This window comes from Methylomagnum ishizawai (assembly GCF_900155475.1).
Lineage (GTDB): Bacteria > Pseudomonadota > Gammaproteobacteria > Methylococcales > Methylococcaceae > Methylomagnum > Methylomagnum ishizawai_A.
In genome coordinates this window covers 33,519-48,765 of the sequence record NZ_FXAM01000003.1, presented here as the reverse complement: position 1 = coordinate 48,765, position 15,247 = coordinate 33,519, and the positions used below count along the sequence as shown (strand labels likewise).

The 15,247-nt window shown below is 63.0% G+C and carries 19 protein-coding genes; 17 read left to right on the top strand and 2 right to left on the bottom strand.

What is annotated here, in order from left to right:
- Positions 1 to 6: 6 nt before the first annotated feature.
- Both B9N93_RS22315 and B9N93_RS22310 read right to left on the bottom strand, forming a co-directional pair.
- The gene (locus B9N93_RS22315) at positions 7 to 969 is read right to left on the bottom strand and encodes a cupin-like domain-containing protein (RefSeq protein WP_085216591.1); all 963 of its coding nucleotides are present in this window, start codon (positions 967 to 969) and stop codon (positions 7 to 9) included.
- A complete protein-coding gene (locus tag B9N93_RS22310; RefSeq protein ID WP_085216590.1) occupies positions 966 to 1,208 on the bottom strand; it encodes an MbtH family protein in 243 nt (80 codons plus the stop codon). The genes B9N93_RS22315 and B9N93_RS22310 overlap by 4 nt, the downstream gene beginning before the upstream one ends.
- A gap of 729 nt (positions 1,209 to 1,937) precedes the next feature.
- Here B9N93_RS22310 and B9N93_RS22305 point away from each other — a divergent pair.
- The 17 genes from B9N93_RS22305 to B9N93_RS22225 all read left to right on the top strand — a co-directional run bounded on the left by B9N93_RS22305 (position 1,938) and on the right by B9N93_RS22225 (position 15,177).
- The gene (locus B9N93_RS22305; RefSeq protein WP_085216589.1) at positions 1,938 to 3,833 is read left to right on the top strand and encodes a sulfatase-like hydrolase/transferase; all 1,896 of its coding nucleotides are present in this window, start codon (positions 1,938 to 1,940) and stop codon (positions 3,831 to 3,833) included.
- A gap of 333 nt (positions 3,834 to 4,166) precedes the next feature.
- A complete protein-coding gene (gene nifB, locus B9N93_RS22300; protein WP_085216588.1) occupies positions 4,167 to 5,741 on the top strand; it encodes a nitrogenase cofactor biosynthesis protein NifB in 1,575 nt (524 codons plus the stop codon).
- 139 nt (positions 5,742 to 5,880) lie between these two features.
- The gene (locus B9N93_RS22295; protein WP_085216587.1) at positions 5,881 to 6,105 is read left to right on the top strand and encodes a 4Fe-4S binding protein; all 225 of its coding nucleotides are present in this window, start codon (positions 5,881 to 5,883) and stop codon (positions 6,103 to 6,105) included.
- Positions 6,106 to 6,119: 14 nt separating this feature from the next.
- Positions 6,120 to 6,503, top strand: coding sequence for a HesB/IscA family protein (locus B9N93_RS22290; protein WP_085216586.1), 384 nt, complete (start codon positions 6,120 to 6,122; stop codon positions 6,501 to 6,503).
- A gap of 7 nt (positions 6,504 to 6,510) precedes the next feature.
- On the top strand, positions 6,511 to 7,071 hold the full coding sequence (locus B9N93_RS22285) for a tetratricopeptide repeat protein (protein WP_085216585.1): 561 nt from the start codon (positions 6,511 to 6,513) through the stop codon (positions 7,069 to 7,071).
- The gene (locus B9N93_RS22280; protein WP_085216584.1) at positions 7,055 to 7,816 is read left to right on the top strand and encodes a 4Fe4S-binding leucine-rich repeat protein; all 762 of its coding nucleotides are present in this window, start codon (positions 7,055 to 7,057) and stop codon (positions 7,814 to 7,816) included. The genes B9N93_RS22285 and B9N93_RS22280 overlap by 17 nt, the downstream gene beginning before the upstream one ends.
- A gap of 117 nt (positions 7,817 to 7,933) precedes the next feature.
- Positions 7,934 to 8,266, top strand: a complete 333-nt coding sequence (locus tag B9N93_RS22275; RefSeq protein WP_085216583.1) for a nitrogen fixation protein NifZ — start codon at positions 7,934 to 7,936, stop codon at positions 8,264 to 8,266.
- Complete coding sequence (locus B9N93_RS22270; RefSeq protein WP_085216582.1) at positions 8,263 to 8,532, top strand: nitrogen fixation protein NifZ; 270 nt, start codon at positions 8,263 to 8,265, stop codon at positions 8,530 to 8,532. Before B9N93_RS22275 ends, B9N93_RS22270 begins: the two co-directional genes overlap by 4 nt.
- 10 nt (positions 8,533 to 8,542) lie before the next feature.
- A complete protein-coding gene (locus B9N93_RS22265; RefSeq protein WP_254899509.1) occupies positions 8,543 to 8,989 on the top strand; it encodes a DUF3024 domain-containing protein in 447 nt (148 codons plus the stop codon).
- Positions 8,986 to 10,134 carry a cysteine desulfurase family protein gene (locus B9N93_RS22260; RefSeq protein WP_085216581.1) on the top strand — a complete coding sequence of 383 codons (1,149 nt, stop codon included), beginning with the start codon at positions 8,986 to 8,988 and terminating at the stop codon, positions 10,132 to 10,134. The genes B9N93_RS22265 and B9N93_RS22260 overlap by 4 nt, the downstream gene beginning before the upstream one ends.
- A gap of 146 nt (positions 10,135 to 10,280) precedes the next feature.
- Entirely contained in the window at positions 10,281 to 10,493 is a 213-nt protein-coding gene (nifT, locus tag B9N93_RS22255) for a putative nitrogen fixation protein NifT (RefSeq protein WP_085216580.1), read from the top strand.
- Positions 10,494 to 10,495: 2 nt separating this feature from the next.
- A complete protein-coding gene (locus B9N93_RS22250) occupies positions 10,496 to 10,762 on the top strand; it encodes a hypothetical protein (RefSeq protein WP_085216579.1) in 267 nt (88 codons plus the stop codon).
- 4 nt (positions 10,763 to 10,766) lie between these two features.
- Positions 10,767 to 11,924: a DegT/DnrJ/EryC1/StrS family aminotransferase gene (locus B9N93_RS22245; protein WP_085216578.1), complete on the top strand. Its 1,158-nt coding sequence runs from the start codon at positions 10,767 to 10,769 to the stop codon at positions 11,922 to 11,924.
- A 6-nt stretch (positions 11,925 to 11,930) separates the two neighbouring features.
- Positions 11,931 to 12,263: a 2Fe-2S iron-sulfur cluster-binding protein gene (locus B9N93_RS22240; protein WP_085216577.1), complete on the top strand. Its 333-nt coding sequence runs from the start codon at positions 11,931 to 11,933 to the stop codon at positions 12,261 to 12,263.
- Between the two features lie 64 nt (positions 12,264 to 12,327).
- On the top strand, positions 12,328 to 12,573 hold the full coding sequence (locus tag B9N93_RS22235) for a hypothetical protein (protein ID WP_085216576.1): 246 nt from the start codon (positions 12,328 to 12,330) through the stop codon (positions 12,571 to 12,573).
- Positions 12,570 to 13,415: an SIR2 family NAD-dependent protein deacylase gene (locus tag B9N93_RS22230; RefSeq protein ID WP_085216575.1), complete on the top strand. Its 846-nt coding sequence runs from the start codon at positions 12,570 to 12,572 to the stop codon at positions 13,413 to 13,415. Before B9N93_RS22235 ends, B9N93_RS22230 begins: the two co-directional genes overlap by 4 nt.
- Positions 13,416 to 13,482: 67 nt before the next feature.
- Positions 13,483 to 15,177, top strand: coding sequence for an AAA family ATPase (locus B9N93_RS22225; protein ID WP_085216574.1), 1,695 nt, complete (start codon positions 13,483 to 13,485; stop codon positions 15,175 to 15,177).
- The last annotated feature ends 70 nt before the right edge of the window (positions 15,178 to 15,247 follow it).

Below are 15,247 nucleotides of genomic sequence, written 5' to 3'. Positions count from 1 at the left end.
ATTTCCTTAGGAGACGTAATTCAAATAAGACCGATACCAGGGCAGGAGCTTGGGGGCCGGTATCCCCGTCCAAAGCCCCAGCGCGATGACCGCGTTGTAGTAGACGTTTTTGCGCGGCATCCCCTGGAATCCGGCCAGGACGCCCTTGAGGGCGCTGTCCGGCGTATGCCAATCGACGTTGAAGGAGATGGAACACTCCAGGCCGCGGACGTGGTGCAGCATCCCCGGCGGCATATAGAGCAAATCGCCGGGTTCGACGACACAGGCCAGGGGTCGGGCTTGTCGATAGAGGGGATGGCGTAGCTCGTCGGGCGCTTCGGGATCGACCTCGCACCACCGCCAATCGCGGCGGTAGCACCAAGCCCATTGTTCGCGGGGCAACAGGATGAAGCGCTTGCGCCCAGCCACCTGGAAGAACAGGTTGTGGGTGAGCAGGCAATCGAAGTGCAGCGGCGTCAGGCTATGGGACGGCCCCAGGAAGAACTGGGCGAACTCGCACCAATGGTTCCGGTACCAGGGCGGGAAATAATCCGCCGGAAACCCCGCGAGATCGTCCGCCGCCTCGGGCAACAAGCTCAGGAGCGGCATATCGTGCAGATAAGCGGGCCGCTGTTGCGGAGGCGGGACCGCGCCCCGCCGCAACGCCGCCTCGTGGCTTTGCAGGTGGTCGATGTAATCGGCCAAAGAGGTGGACTCCATCGTCATCCCGCCGAAGCCACCCTCGGTGAGCCCCCGCTTGAGCCGGACCCTGCGTTGTCCGGCGCTGTCCCGCAGATAGGGGAGGTTCCAACGCGACAAGGCCCGGCATTCCCGCAACGCCCCCGGAACCAGCACGGGCCGGCCTTCCGCCACGTATTCGGCGAAGAAAGCCTCGGGGGAGAGTCGTTCCCGCCGCTCCACGTCCGCAAAGTGCCGACGATCCGGCGCGGTCAGGGTCGGCGCTGCCGACAGGTTCCCGGCGACGATCATGGGGCCGCTTCCCCTCCGGTGCCGGTTTCGGCGGCAGCCATGCGCAGGCGCAGGCTCAAGGGACGCATATCGGTCCAGACTTCTTTGATGTAGTCCAGGCAGGCCTGCTTCTCCCCAGCTTTGCCCACCGCCCGCCAGCCTGCCGGCAAGTCCTTATAGTCCGGCCAGATCGAGTATTGCTCTTCTTCATTGATTACAACTTGATACATCGTGGCATTGTCTTCTGCGTCCCAAGCCATGCTTCTTTCCTTTGCGGCGGTTTGTATAAGGGCGTCCTGGACACTGGGCTCCAGGTGTCTATGCGTTACAAATTGACTGGCTATCTGTATAAAAGCTCATTAAGCGATAATCGCTTCAAAGCACGAAGCGGACCAAAGTCCTGCGACTTGTAAATCAAAGACTTGCTTGGACGGCTAATGCCGTCTTGCTATGAAGATATGCCATTTGTTTTATTTATTATGGTATTTGACGCATATATGAGGTGTTGACTCAAGATCGATAAGCTCATCGGCGCAATCCGTGCTATTTCCGATATATTTCAAAAATCCGCACTTTTTATGGAAATTGAAATTTTTATGAGCTATTTATGAATTTCTAATATTCCGGGTCGGGCGTGAAGTCCACGATAAACGGCTGTAAATGACACAAACCGCGCGGATAGGCACCATCGTTCCAAGGCAGATTGAAGCTACTCGGGAACAATGTTCCAAAATAGAGGAGGCGAGTGTTGAACAGGAAAATCGCTTGGGAATAGATACATTGAGGTGTCCATCAAGCGGGCGATCTAGCCAGGATGGTTTGGCTCATCGCCCTGAACTGATGCTCGGCGTCAAAGCCGGGAGGATTGCCTAGGTGTGGACTAAAATACCTGGGGCGGCGGCCATAAGCCCCCCTGGGAATGTCAATGTCCACCCCAGCCGCAAGCCCGAACCACGCTCCCATACCAACACCCAAAACCAGGAGTTCCCATGACCGACGACACCCTCTCCACCCAGCGCCGCCAATTCCTCAAATCCGGCGTCGCCGCCGCGGGACTGGCCGGACTCGGCCGCTTGAACACCGGCGAGGCCCAGGCCGCGCAGAACACCCCGTCCCTGGCCGGCAAACCCAACATCCTCATCCTCATGGTGGACGAGCAGCGCTATCCCACCCCCTACGAGTCGCAAGACCTCCAGGATTTCCGCAAGACCTACCTCAAGACCCAGGAGGCTTTGCGCCAGACCGGCATGGAATTCCACCGCCACTACGCCGCCTCGGTGGCCTGTGCGCCCAGCCGCACCTGCTTCTACACCGGCCATTACCCCTCCCTGCACGGCGTCGGCAATACCGACGGCACCGCCAAGTCGGTCAACGACCCGGACATGTTCTGGCTGGACCCCAACAGCATCCCCACCCTCGGCAACTACTTCCGCGCGGCCGGCTACCGCACCTTCTATAAAGGCAAATGGCACCTCTCCCACGCCGACCTGACCGTGCCCGGCACCCGCCAATCCCTGGTCAGCTACGACGCCGACGGCAACCGCGACCCCGAGGCCGAAGCCCAATACCTCGCCGCCAAGCGCTTGCGGGAATTCGGCTTCACCGGCTGGATCGGACCCGAGCCGCACGGCACCGACCCCCTGAACTCGGCCTCCTCGGCCCGCGACAAGAAAGGCCGCGACGAGGCCATCGCCGGCCAGACCATCGACCTGCTCGATCGCCTGGAGAAGGACTCCGACACCACGCCCTGGCTGACCGTATGCAGCATGCTCAACCCCCACGACATCACCCTGTTCGGCTTCTTTAGCCGGCTGGCCTCGGGTCCGCAGGGGTCTTGGGATTTCTCGGTGGGCGACCAAGTGCCGCAAAACCTGTTCGTCAGGACCGAATTCGCCAAGACCCGCCGCGACGATCTGTCCACCAAGCCGCAGGCCCAAGCCAGCTATCGCAAGTCCTACCGCAAGGTGTTCCAGCCGACCGCCACCACCGATCAGTACTACCGGCTGTATTACCAGTTGCACCAAGACGTGGACGAGCAATTAGCGCGGGTCTACGACCGGCTCAAGAACTCGCGGTTCTTCCAAAACACCATCGTCCTGTTCACCTCCGACCATGGCGACCTGCTCGGCTCCCACGGCGGGCTATACCAGAAGTGGTATACCGCCTACGAGGAAGCCCTGCGCGTACCCTTGATCTTTTCCAACCCGACGCTGTTCGCGCAGCCGACCGGCACCGATATCCTGACCAGCCATGTCGATATCCTGCCCACCCTGCTGGGCCTGGCCGGGCTGGACGCGGAAAGCCTGCGCCAGCAGATCGAGGACAGCTTCACCGACGCGCGGCCCCTGGTCGGCAAGGACGTGTCGGCGGCGATCCTGGGCGCGGCCGCCCCGGAAACCCTGGACGCCCCGGTCTACTTCATGACCGACGACGACCCCAGCCGGGGCTTGAGCCAGCAAAACATGATCGGGCTGTCCTACGCCTCGGTGGTCCAACCCAACCATATCGAGTCGGTGATCACCCGGCTGGGCGATGGGACGCTGTGGAAATACTCCCGCTATTACGACAACCCGGAATACTGGAGCGACCCCGGCACGCCCGGCGACAGCGGCGTCCAGGATGAAACCACGCGGGAACTCGGCGATAAGAACGACGTGGGCACCTACGTGGTGAGGTTCCAGAAGACCGTGAAGGATGCCCAAGCCACCGAGGAATTCGAGTTGTACGACCTGACCCACGACCCGCTGGAACTGACCAACCTGGCGGGCCAATCCGCGGTGGCCGGCGTCGAATCGCAGATGAAAACCCTGCTGGCCGAACAATGCGGTAGCAAGCGGCTCTCCCCGGTGAGCGGGACGGTGCCGGGGCAGTTGGCCTGCGGCTGAATCGGCGGACCCAACGCCATCCCCGACGGCGGCGGGCCGCACCCCGCCGCCATGGAGCTACGAAGCATGGACGCCCCTCCCCCCATCCCGCCGCCGGGCGGATAAGCCCGCCCCCTTTGTGCCTTTCCCAACAAAGCCCGCCGCCTTTGTCCCGCTCCCAACATAGCCCGCCGCCGCTTCAATCGCGCATATGACTGATTCCAAAAGTCTTTTTTGATGGCACTCAATTTGCTCAATGAGCATCGGTGTTGGGTTCCAGGGTCCGGTTCCACACAAACAGCCCCGGCGCGGCAACCGGACAGCGGCCAGTAAACAGAATTCAGGAGCAAACTCATGCAGACAGCAGAGCTTCAAGCGGGCGCGGCGGGCGTCCACATCCCCGACCCCGAGATGGTCGATGAAATGATGCAGAAAGTGGCCGAACACAAAGGCTGTGGCACTTCCGGCGGTTCCGGCAAGGCCAGTTGCGGTTCCGGCGCGGGCGAGAACGACCTGCCTCCGGAAATCTGGGAAAAGGTCAAGAACCATCCCTGCTATAGCGAAGAAGCCCACCACCATTTCGCGCGCATGCACGTCGCGGTGGCCCCGGCCTGCAACATCCAATGCAACTACTGCAATCGCAAATACGATTGTGCCAACGAAAGCCGTCCCGGCGTGGTCAGCGAGAAGCTGACCCCGGAACAAGCCGCCAAGAAGGTGCTGGCCGTCGCCGCCACCATCCCGCAAATGAGCGTGCTTGGCATCGCGGGCCCGGGCGATCCCCTCGCAAATCCCGAAAAGACCTTCAGGACTTTCGAGCTGGTCGCCAAGTACACCCCCGATATCAAGCTCTGCGTCTCCACCAACGGCCTGACCCTGCCCGACCACGTGGAACGGCTATCCGGGTTCAACATCGACCATGTGACCATCACCATCAACATGATCGATCCCGAGATCGGGGCCAAGATCTACCCCTGGATCTACTACAAGAAAAAGCGCTACACCGGCGTCGAGGCCGCCAAGATCCTCACCGAACGCCAGTTGGAAGGTCTCGAAATGCTGACCTCGCGCGGCATCCTGTCGAAGATCAACTCGGTGATGATCCCCGGCATCAACGACAAGCACCTGGTCGATGTCAACAAGGCCGTGAAATCCCGCGGCGCGTTCCTGCACAACATCATGCCGCTGATCTCCGCCCCGGAACACGGCACGGTGTTCGGCCTGACCGGCCAGCGCGGCCCCACCGCGCAGGAACTCAAGGCTTTGCAGGATAGCTGCGAAGGCGAGATGAACATGATGCGCCACTGCCGCCAGTGCCGCGCCGACGCCGTGGGCCTCCTGGGCGAGGACCGCAGCGCCGAGTTCACCACCGACAAGATCATGGAAATGGAAGTCGAGTACGACCTCGAATCGCGCAAGGCCTACCAAGCCGCGGTCGAGAAGGAACGCGACACCGTGGTCGCGGCCAAGCGGGCCGAGATGGAAACCCTGGCGGGCGAGCATTCCGACATCAAGATGCTGATCGCCGTGGCGACCAAGGGCGGCGGCAAGGTCAACGAACACTTCGGCCATGCCAAGGAATTCCAGGTCTATGAACTCTCGACCGACGGGGCTAAGTTCGTCGGCCACCGCCGGGTGGACCTGTACTGCCAAGGCGGCTTCGGCGACGAGGATTCGCTGGAAACCGTCATCCGCGCCATCAACGACTGCCACGCGGTGTTCGTTTCCAAGATCGGCGGCTGCCCGAAGAACGACCTCAAGAAAGCCGGGATCGATCCGGTGGACCAATACGCGGGCGAGTTCATCGAGCAATCCGCCATCGCCTATTTCAAGGATTACTTGGGCAAGGTGGCCAGCGGCGAGATCGAGCATATCGAACGCGGCGACGCCGAAATCCGCCAAGGCGCGTTGATGTCCGAAGCGGCCTAAATCCGTAATCCGTAGGGTGGGCACGTATGCCGTGCCCACCGTGACGGCCCGCGAAGGGTGGGCATGAGTACATGCCCACCCACGAGATTCCCAAAGTGGCGGGTGACACGGCCCGCCCCACGAGACCGGAGATCAGACCATGGCTTACTTGATCGTCGCCGATAACTGCACCGGCTGTTGCGCCTGCGAACCCGAATGCCCGAACACCGCGATATCGGAAATGGCCAGCGGTTTGTTCACCATAGACCCGGCCAAATGCACCGAATGTATCGGCCACCACGATGAGCCGCAATGCGTCGCGGTTTGCCCCATCGAAGAAACCTGCATCATCGACCACGACTACCCCCGTTACCAAGCAGCCTGAGGGCTTATAAAAACATGGATATCACAGTCACCGCGAGCGCCGAGAAATTCATCAAACGCATGGTCCGTTTCGGCGGCATCCCGAACGCCGGATTCCGCATGTCGGTCAGCCCCGGTGGCTGCTCCGGCCTGTCCGCCGAATTCAGCGTCGAGGCCGGTCCCAAGGACGGCGACGCCACCGTGACCGTCAGCGGCATCAAGTTCTTCTTCCCGGCGGAAAGCCGCTTGTTGTTGCAGGGCTACACCATCGATTTCTCGGAAACCCCGACCTCCAGCGGTTTCGTGTTCACCAATCCCAACGCGGCCGGTTGCGGCTCGTGCAGCAGCAGCGCCCCGGCGGGTGCGCCGGGCACGGCTTCGGTGTCGATATCCAGCATCCAAGTCAAACACAGCCATTGAGTGCCCCATGAGCGCAGCCACCGCCACTCTTGCCCCAGAACCCGCGCCCGGCACCGCAGCGTTCGATCAGGACGCCGCCACCCTGGCCTGTCTGGGTGTGGGCCTGCCCGAAGCCGCCGAGCGGCATCTGCGGTTGGCGGGGCTGGCCTACCATCGCGACGAGGAAGCGCTGGCCCATCTCCAAGCCGCGTGGGACGCCGCGCCCGGCCATGCCGCGGTGTATATCGGCATGTACCGGTTTTATTTCTATAAGAACCGGCTGGGCGAGGCGCTGGGCGTCGCTATTGAATGCTTGAAAAAAGCCGCGCTCGACAACGGCCTGCCCGAGGATTGGCGCGAGACCCGACCGGGCGACGCCGATTTCGGCAGTTTCGAGGCGCTGTTGCCCCGGTTCTTCCTGTTCACGTTGAAGGGTTACGGCTATCTCCAGATGCGCCTTGGCAATCTGGAGGAAGGCCGGGCCGCCATCCAGAAGTTGCTGGAACTCGACCCCGGCGACAAACTCGGGGGCAAGGTGCTGATGAACGTCTACGAACGGCGGATTCATGGCGATGGGGACGACGACTGAGATCGAAGAAGCCCGCGATTGGCACGGCCAATTATTGGACTGTGCCAACTGCGAGCGCCGCGAGGCACAAGCCGAGGGCCGTTGCCGTTTGGGCCATGCCTGTGTGCATGACCGCTACGCCCGCCGCATCGACCGCTGTTTCCGCTGGAATCCGGACTGGGCCAAGGATTACCTGGAACACCCGTATTTCGAGACCCGCGCCGTCGCGGCCAAACATGTCGAAGTGTTCCTGTTGCCGAGGCTCGTCAACGACCCGGACGAGACCGTGCGCCAAAGCGTGGCCCAGCGCCTGCCGGTGAATTCCAAACACCTCCTGGCCCTGGTCCGCGACCCGCACCGCGAGGTCCGCATCCGGGTGGCGGAACGGCTGGAAACCAAGGATCTGGCCGCGATGATCGGCGACAAGGATTATTTCGTGCGGCAGATCGTGGCGCGGCGCTTGCCGCCCGGCCATCTGGTCAAGATGCTGCACGACCGCGACCCCGAGGTCCGCAAGGTCGTGGCGCGGCGGATCGGCGGGGAGTGGCTGCACACCCTGGCCTCCGACCGGGAATTGCCGGTGCGGCTGGAAGCCCTGCGGCGGATGGAACCCGCCCAATTGAAACGCTACCGGGACGACCCCGATTGGCGGATCCGCTACGAAGTCGCCAGCCGGATCGACCCGGCCGAATTGGACCCGCTACGCGCCGACCCCGAGGAGGCGGTACGGGAAATCGTGGCCCAGAGGCTAGTGGCGAGTGGTTAGTGGTGGGTGGCGAGAGAATTCAAGCGGGGTCCGCCCCGCCCGACCCACCACCATCCCTCGCGCCGCTACCGCCGCTAACCACTCGCCACTAACGACTGACCACCCCAGGAGATCGACATGGCCACCACTATTGTCCGCGACAGCGATGTGAACGAACTCAACGACCCGCCGCGCTTCAACTTCGGCGAGAAGGTCAAATCCAAGAAGGTGGTCCGCAACGACGGCACCTTCACCGGGGCCGAGATCGGCGAGGTCCTGGTCAAGAAGGGCGAGGTGGGCTACATCAAGAGCATCAACACCTTCCTGCAACAGTTCTACATCTACGCGGTGGATTTCCCCGACCGCGGCTATGCCGTCGGTATGAAGGGCCGGGAAATCGAATCCCTGGACAACCCACCCCCCCCCAAAGAAAGCAAGACCGCCGCCGCCGCCGAGGGAGAGCCCGCATGATCGAGTTACGCGAACCGATTTACCAATGGGGTCAGAAGGTCCGCATCGAGGAAGCCCTCTACAACGATGGCTCCTATCCCGATTGCGAACCGGAAGGCCTGCTGGTGGAAGCGGGCACCGAAGGCGAGATCGTCCAGATCGGCCACCACGAGGAAGCCAACATCCCCATTTATATGGTGGAGTTCCCCAATGGCCGGGTGGTGGGCTGTTTCGAGGAAGAATTGAGCGCCGAACACGCCACGGTCCAAGTGGCCGGCCTTTTGTAGGAGCCAGGCCATGAAGCGCGGGACGGCGGAACGGGATTTGCGACGGGGAGGCATCATCGCCATGAACACGTCATCGGGCCAAGCGTCGCCGGATCAGGCCGCACCGGAACCGCCCGCGGCGGGACCGGCCTCCACCCCCCTCCCGCATCCCAACGCGATGGACCAGCGCCGCATCGAGCGGGCCTTGAAGGACCGCAAGCGCTACCGCTACGTCACCCCGGAAGTGCATGGCATCCCCGGCGGCTACGAGATCGTCAGCGCCTGCTGCTCGCGCAACGTGGACCCCGCGGGCGGCATCGTCGATATCGCCCTGATGCTATTCCAACCCGGCGGCACCTGGAACCTGTACCGCAAGGACCATCAAGCCGGGCAATGGGTCCGCCATGGCGAATACCCGACCCTGGCGAAAATCCTCGAATTGTTGAAAGAAGACCCCGAGCGGAAGTTCTGGCAATGAGCGACGAATTGATCTACCTGGACAACAACGCCACCACGGCGGTCGCCCCCGAATGCGCGGCGGCCCTGGCCAAGGCGATGGAGCATTACGGCAACCCGTCCAGCAAGCACCGCGCCGGCGAAGCCGCCAAGCAGCTGACCCTGACCGCCCGCGCCCAGGTCGCGGGCCTCCTGGGGGCCACTCCGCCCGAAATCGTCTTCACCAGCGGCGGCACCGAATCCAACCACCAGGCCATCCTGGCCGCCCTGGCCCTGATGCCGGGCAAGCGCCACATCGTCACCAGCCAAGTGGAGCATCCCTCCACCTTGTCCCTGCTGAACCACCTGGAAGGGCAGGGCGCGCGCGTCACCTATCTGCCGGTGGATGGCCAGGGCCGTTTGGACCTCGCCGAATTCGAGCAGGCCATCGCCGCCGACACCGCCCTGGTTTCACTGATGTGGGCCAATAACGAAACCGGCGTCTTGTTCCCCATCGCCGAAGCCGCCCGCATCGCCGCCTCCAAGGGCGTGCTGTTCCACACCGACGCCGTGCAAGCGGTGGGCAAGGTCGCCATCGACTTGAAACAAGTACCGGTGGATTTCCTGTCGTTCTCCGGCCATAAAATCCATGCGCCCAAGGGCGTGGGAGCCTTGTTCGTGCGCAAGTCCCGCAAGATTCCACCGACCGTACTGTTCGGCCACCAGGAACGCGGACGCCGTGGCGGCACCGAGAACGTCCCCGGCATCGCCGCGCTCGGCATCGCCGCCGAACTGGCCAAGGAAACCCTGCTCGACCAGGAAATCCGGGTCGCCGCCCTGCGCGACCGCTTGGAAACCGAATTGGTGGCGCGGATGCCCGGCACCATGATCAACGGGGCCAGGGCGCCCAGGGTCGGCGGCACCACCAGCCTGTGCCTGGGCCGGTTCGAGGCCGAACCCGTGCTGGACAAACTGGACCGGGCCGGCATCTGCGCCTCGGCGGGCGCGGCCTGCACCGCCGCCGGCACCGAGCCTTCCCATGTATTGATCGCCATGGGCCTGGAACCCGACGCCGCCCTCGGCACCCTGCGCCTTTCCTTGAGCCGCTACACCACGGCGGCGGAAATAGACCGGGTGGTCGCCACCCTGCCCGACATCGCCCAGAGATTCATGGCGCAAGCCGCCTAATTGAGTAGCCCGGATGCAACGCAGTGGAATCCGGGAAACAAGCCGTAACGCGCCCCATCCCGGATTCCGCCACCGCGCCATCCGGGCTACGGCGAGGCCAAAAGCTGCGAACCGACCGATTTTTTCAACCTAGCCTGGAGTACCGCATGAAGATCATGATCCGCAAAGACGCCGAGGGCATCCTGTCCGTCTACGTCCCCAAGAAAGACCTGGAGGAGCCGGTAGTCTCCCAGGAAAATCCGGGGCTGTGGGGCGGGATGGTGACCTTGGCGAACGGCTGGGAGTTGGCTTTGCCGGAAATGCCGCCGGAAACCACGCTGCCCATCACCGTGGACGCCCGCCGGATCAGCGGAGATTAACCATGGCGGCGCTCACTCAGGCAGCCCTGGACACCGTGCGCGGCCTCCTCGAAGGCGACGCGCCCATGGCCGAGCGGGTCGCCCAGGTGCGGGCCGCCCTACCGGGCGTCTCGCTCACCCGTTGCGATGCCAGCGATATGGACGCCGAAACCCCGGCGTTCGAGACCGACCAGTTCGCCGTGTACCTGATCGACACTTCGGAACACTGCGTCCATCTGACCCTCGATCCGGCCAAGGCCACGGGCCTGGTCCTCGCGCAAAAACGGTGATTCCATGAGCGACCAGCAGCCCACCATCCTATTGTCCGATCCCGACATGAGCATGGAGGAATTGGAGGCGGTGGACGCCGTCCTCAGGTCGCCGCGCCTGAGTTCCGGGCCGACGGTCGAGACCTTCGAGCAAGAATTCGCCGCATACCTGGGGCGCAAGCACGCCATCGCGGTCGGCAGCGCCACCCTGGGGCTGATGCTGGCCCTCAAAGCCTATGGCATCGGGCCAGGCGACGAGGTCATCGCCTCCTCGTTCAGCTATCGGGAAACCATCCATGGCATCGCCCTGGCCGGGGCCACGCCGGTGTTCGCCGATATCGAATACTGGTCCGCCACCCTGGTCCCCGACAAGGTCGCCGCCAAAATCACCGACAAGACCCGCGCCATCGTGGCCTCCAACACCAACGGCCATCCGGCCCTGTGGGGGGCGCTGCGGGAACTCGCCAACCAGCGCGGGCTGCTGTTGCTCGAAGATTCCAGCGAGGCCATCGGTTCGCGCTACCAAGGCCAATTGGTGGGGAATTTCGGCGATAGCGCGGTGTTCGAGTTTTCCCAGCCCTCGGCCCTCAACTGCGGCGAAGGCGGCATGGTGGTGACGGACGACGACCAGATCGCCAGCAAACTGCGGGCGCTGCGGTCCCGGAAACCCAACGAGCGCTATTCGGTGGTCCTGAGCGACATTCCGCCCTACCGCTGCGAACTCAGCGAACTGAACGCCGCCCTGGGTTTGATCCAGTTGCGGCGGCTCGATGGCATCCTAGAGCGGCGCAAGGAGGTCGAGTCCTATTACGAAGACCACATCCTGTCGTTCGAGGGCATCAAGCCGCCGTACATCGCCCCCGAAGTGGAAGAGGTGCATTGGATGTTCTACCTGGTCCACCTGGGCACGCGGTTCAGCCGGTCCAGCCGGGATTCCATCATCCAGGATTTGGCGACCGAGCAGATCGAGTCGGTAGCCTATTGCCATCCGCTGCACTTGCAACGGTTCTACGGCCAATACGGCTACCGCAAGGGCGATTTCTTCGTCACCGAGAAGCTGGCCGACCGCGCCGTCGCCCTGCCGTTCCATAACCATCTCACCGAGGATCAAGTGGGTTTCATCGTCAAAACCGCCAAGGATTCCTCGATCAATATCGGGGCGGGCGCGGCGATTTATTTGTAAACGCCCATGTCGGGCTTTCTGCGGACCGGAAAGCGGCGGACCACCCAGGCCGGAGTCACCCTCCTGCCTTCGGGCCGCACCGTCTGGGTGTCCAGCGGTTCGAGCTTGCTCGAAGCCGCGTTGGCGGCGGGCGAGGAGATCGCCCACCCCTGTGGTGGCCGCGCCTTGTGCGGGGCTTGCCATGTGATCGTGCGCGAGGGCTGCCGCAGCCTGTCCAAGGTCCGCAAGGCGGAATTGGAACGGCTGGCCCGCTTGGACGGCAAAAAATCCCTGTCGCGCTTGGCTTGCCAAGCCGTGCTGGGTTCCCACAGCGTCACGGTCCAATTGATAAAGCAATAAGGCGGTTGCCAAGACAACCGCCGGTTAGACACCATCACCACCACTCCAATATGAGGATACGACAATGACCGAAGCAGCCACCTCCGCCACCGCCGAATGCGTCATTCACCTGCGCTATAACCTGGACGGCACCGTCAGTGAAATCGGCGAGCGTCCGGCGGGCGTCCAAGCCCAGGCTTGGTACAAATTCCTGACCAACCACACCCAAGACAGCTTCCAGGTCCTCTCCGGCGGGCGCGGCCTGTTCCGTTTGCCCAAAGCCCAGATCGAGAGCCTGAAAGCCGCATGCACCCAGGAGCTATCCTCATGACCCAAACCCTGCCCGCTTTCCTGGCGGACGATCTCGTGGCCGGCAAGGTCATCCCTTATCTCGGCCCGGAAGTGCTGGCCCTCGCCCCGGACGTGGAGGTTCCCTCCACGCCGGAGGTCCTGGTGGAACTCATCACCAGCAAGGTGACGGTGCCGCACAAGATCCGCAAGAACCTGACCGCGGCCAGCCAGTACGTGGAGAACTTCAAGCACCGGAAAACCCTGGTGAGCTTGACGCAGACCGCGTTCCAGGGCGCGGCCAAGCCGACCGCGCTCCACACCTTCCTGGCGGGGCTATCCCTGCCCTTGATCGTCGATGTCTGGTACGACGCCACCATGGCGGCGGCCTTGGCCGGACGTACCGATTTCGGCCAGGTGCAGGGCGTGAGCCGGGCCGAGCATTTCGGCGAATGGGTGCATTATTTCAACGCCGACGGCAGCAAGACCGGGCCAGAAGCCGCGGCGGTCTGGAACACCTTGTTGTATAAGCCCTTGGGTTGCATCGCGCCCGCGTCCAACTTCATCATTTCGGATTCCGATTATGTGGAGGTGCTGACCGAGATCGACATCCAGACGCCGATCCCGGAGCGGGTGAAGGACATCCGGAGCGGGCGCTATTTCTTGTTCATGGGCTGTAGGTTCCGCAACCAATTGGAGCGGACCTATGCCCGGCAGGTGATGAAGCGGTCCAGCGACAAGCACTACGCGGTGATGACCGGCCCCTTGACCCGCAACGAAAAGCGCTTCCTGCAAGAGCAAGGTATCGAGTTGATCGATAGCCCGCTGGCCGATTTCGTGGCGGCACTGACCGGCGCGGCCCAGCCCTTGGCGGCGGTGGCCTGATTCCCGGCGCCATCGTTCCCACGCTCCGGCGTGGGAACGATAGACAACCTGATTGGGTAGGTAAGCCATGAAACTCCACATCGAGCGCCCCTATATCGAGGCGATGGTCGAGGAATTCCCCGATCTCGCCCATCTCAAGGAACAACTGCGCTTCGGCAACCGCGTCGAAGTGGCGTTCCAACAGCTTCCCGGTCCGGCCATCGCCTTCCTGGGCGATTTGTACCAGAAGGGCGGGCCGGAAATGCAGGCCCGCGCGGCCCAACTCGCCACCCTGCAACAGGCCATGAACGACGATGGCGTGCGCTTCGCCGCCGAAGACCTGGAAATGGTCCTGCCCGCCATCGCCCGCTATCTGGCCGAAGGCGGTATCCGGGGCTGGTTGTTCACCGCCAACGTGGCCGGACGTCCCCTGCCCTATCTCCTCACCCGGCTGGATTACACCCCGGCCTCGAATGACGAGATCGGCAAAATCTTCATCGAACTCAGGGCCAACGCCAAGGGCGCCTTGGCCACCAACACGATGCGGATCGCGTCCAGCGATATCGCGGGCAAGACCGTCCCGGAAATCCTCGCCGCCAAAGGCTTCCTCAAGGAAACCCCGGAACTGATCCGGGCCTACGACGAGACCAGCGAACGCTATTTCGATTGGCGCGCCCGCTACGGTGCCCAGTTCGCGGGCAAGGGCACGGGCTTCTACGCCGAAGACCCGACCTCCTCCCACCGCGATACCGATTGGTCGCGCAAGGACGTGGTGATCCTGTCCTCGGGCGGCGGCGACGCCCGCTTGGTCAACGACGAAGGCATCCTCACCAACCGCGCCCTGACCCTCGACGCCACCGGCGATATCCTGGGGCCGTACCTGCGCAAGGCAGCCAAGAGCAACCACTACGAGGCCGAGGACGAAGTCCTGGAATCGCAGGCCGCGATGGCCAAGGGCATGTTCACCCAATTGCCGGTCCACGCCTTCATCCTGATGTTCCACCTGGATTTGCACCATTATCTGTGGGTGCATGTGGACGATATCCGGCCCTACGAATACCACCCGGAACTCAAGCAAAAGCTGGTGTTGCCGGAAGAACAGACCGACCTGATCGATATCCTCACCGCCGAGATGGACGTGCTGATGGACGATATCGTGGCGGGCAAATCCGGCGGGACCACGGTGCTGTGCGCGGGGCCGCCCGGCGTCGGCAAGACCCTCACCGCCGAGGTGTACTCGGAAATCATCAAACGGCCCTTGTACCGGGTGCATTCCGGGCAACTGGGGCTGAACGTGGCGGCGATGGAAACCGCGCTCAAGGATGTCCTGACCCGCGCCCAGCGCTGGGGCGCGGTGATGTTGATCGACGAGGCCGATGTCTACATCAAGCGCCGCGACGACAATATCACCATGAACGCCGTGGTCGGGGTGTTTCTCAGGGTGCTGGAATATTTCAACGGCCTCCTGTTCCTCACCACCAACCGGGTGGACGATATCGACGAGGCCATCGTGTCGCGCTGTATCGCCCTCATCAAGTTCCATCCGCCGGAACGCGAGGACCGCCGCAAGATTTGGGGCGTGATGACCGAGCAATTCGGCCTGGACGTGGAGCCGGATTTGATCGAGGTATTGGTGGACCTGTTCCCGGAAGCCACGGGCCGCGATATCAAGGGCTTGGCGAAACTGGTCGCGAAGTTTTGCAACCGCAAGCAGGTACCGCCCAGCCGCGAGGTGTTCGTGCGTTGCTCGATCTTCCGCGGTATGGAGTTGGATAAACCCTAGGGTAGGCAAGTATTCCGTGCCCACCGGGATAACCCAAAAATGGTGGGCATGAGTACCTACCCACCCTACG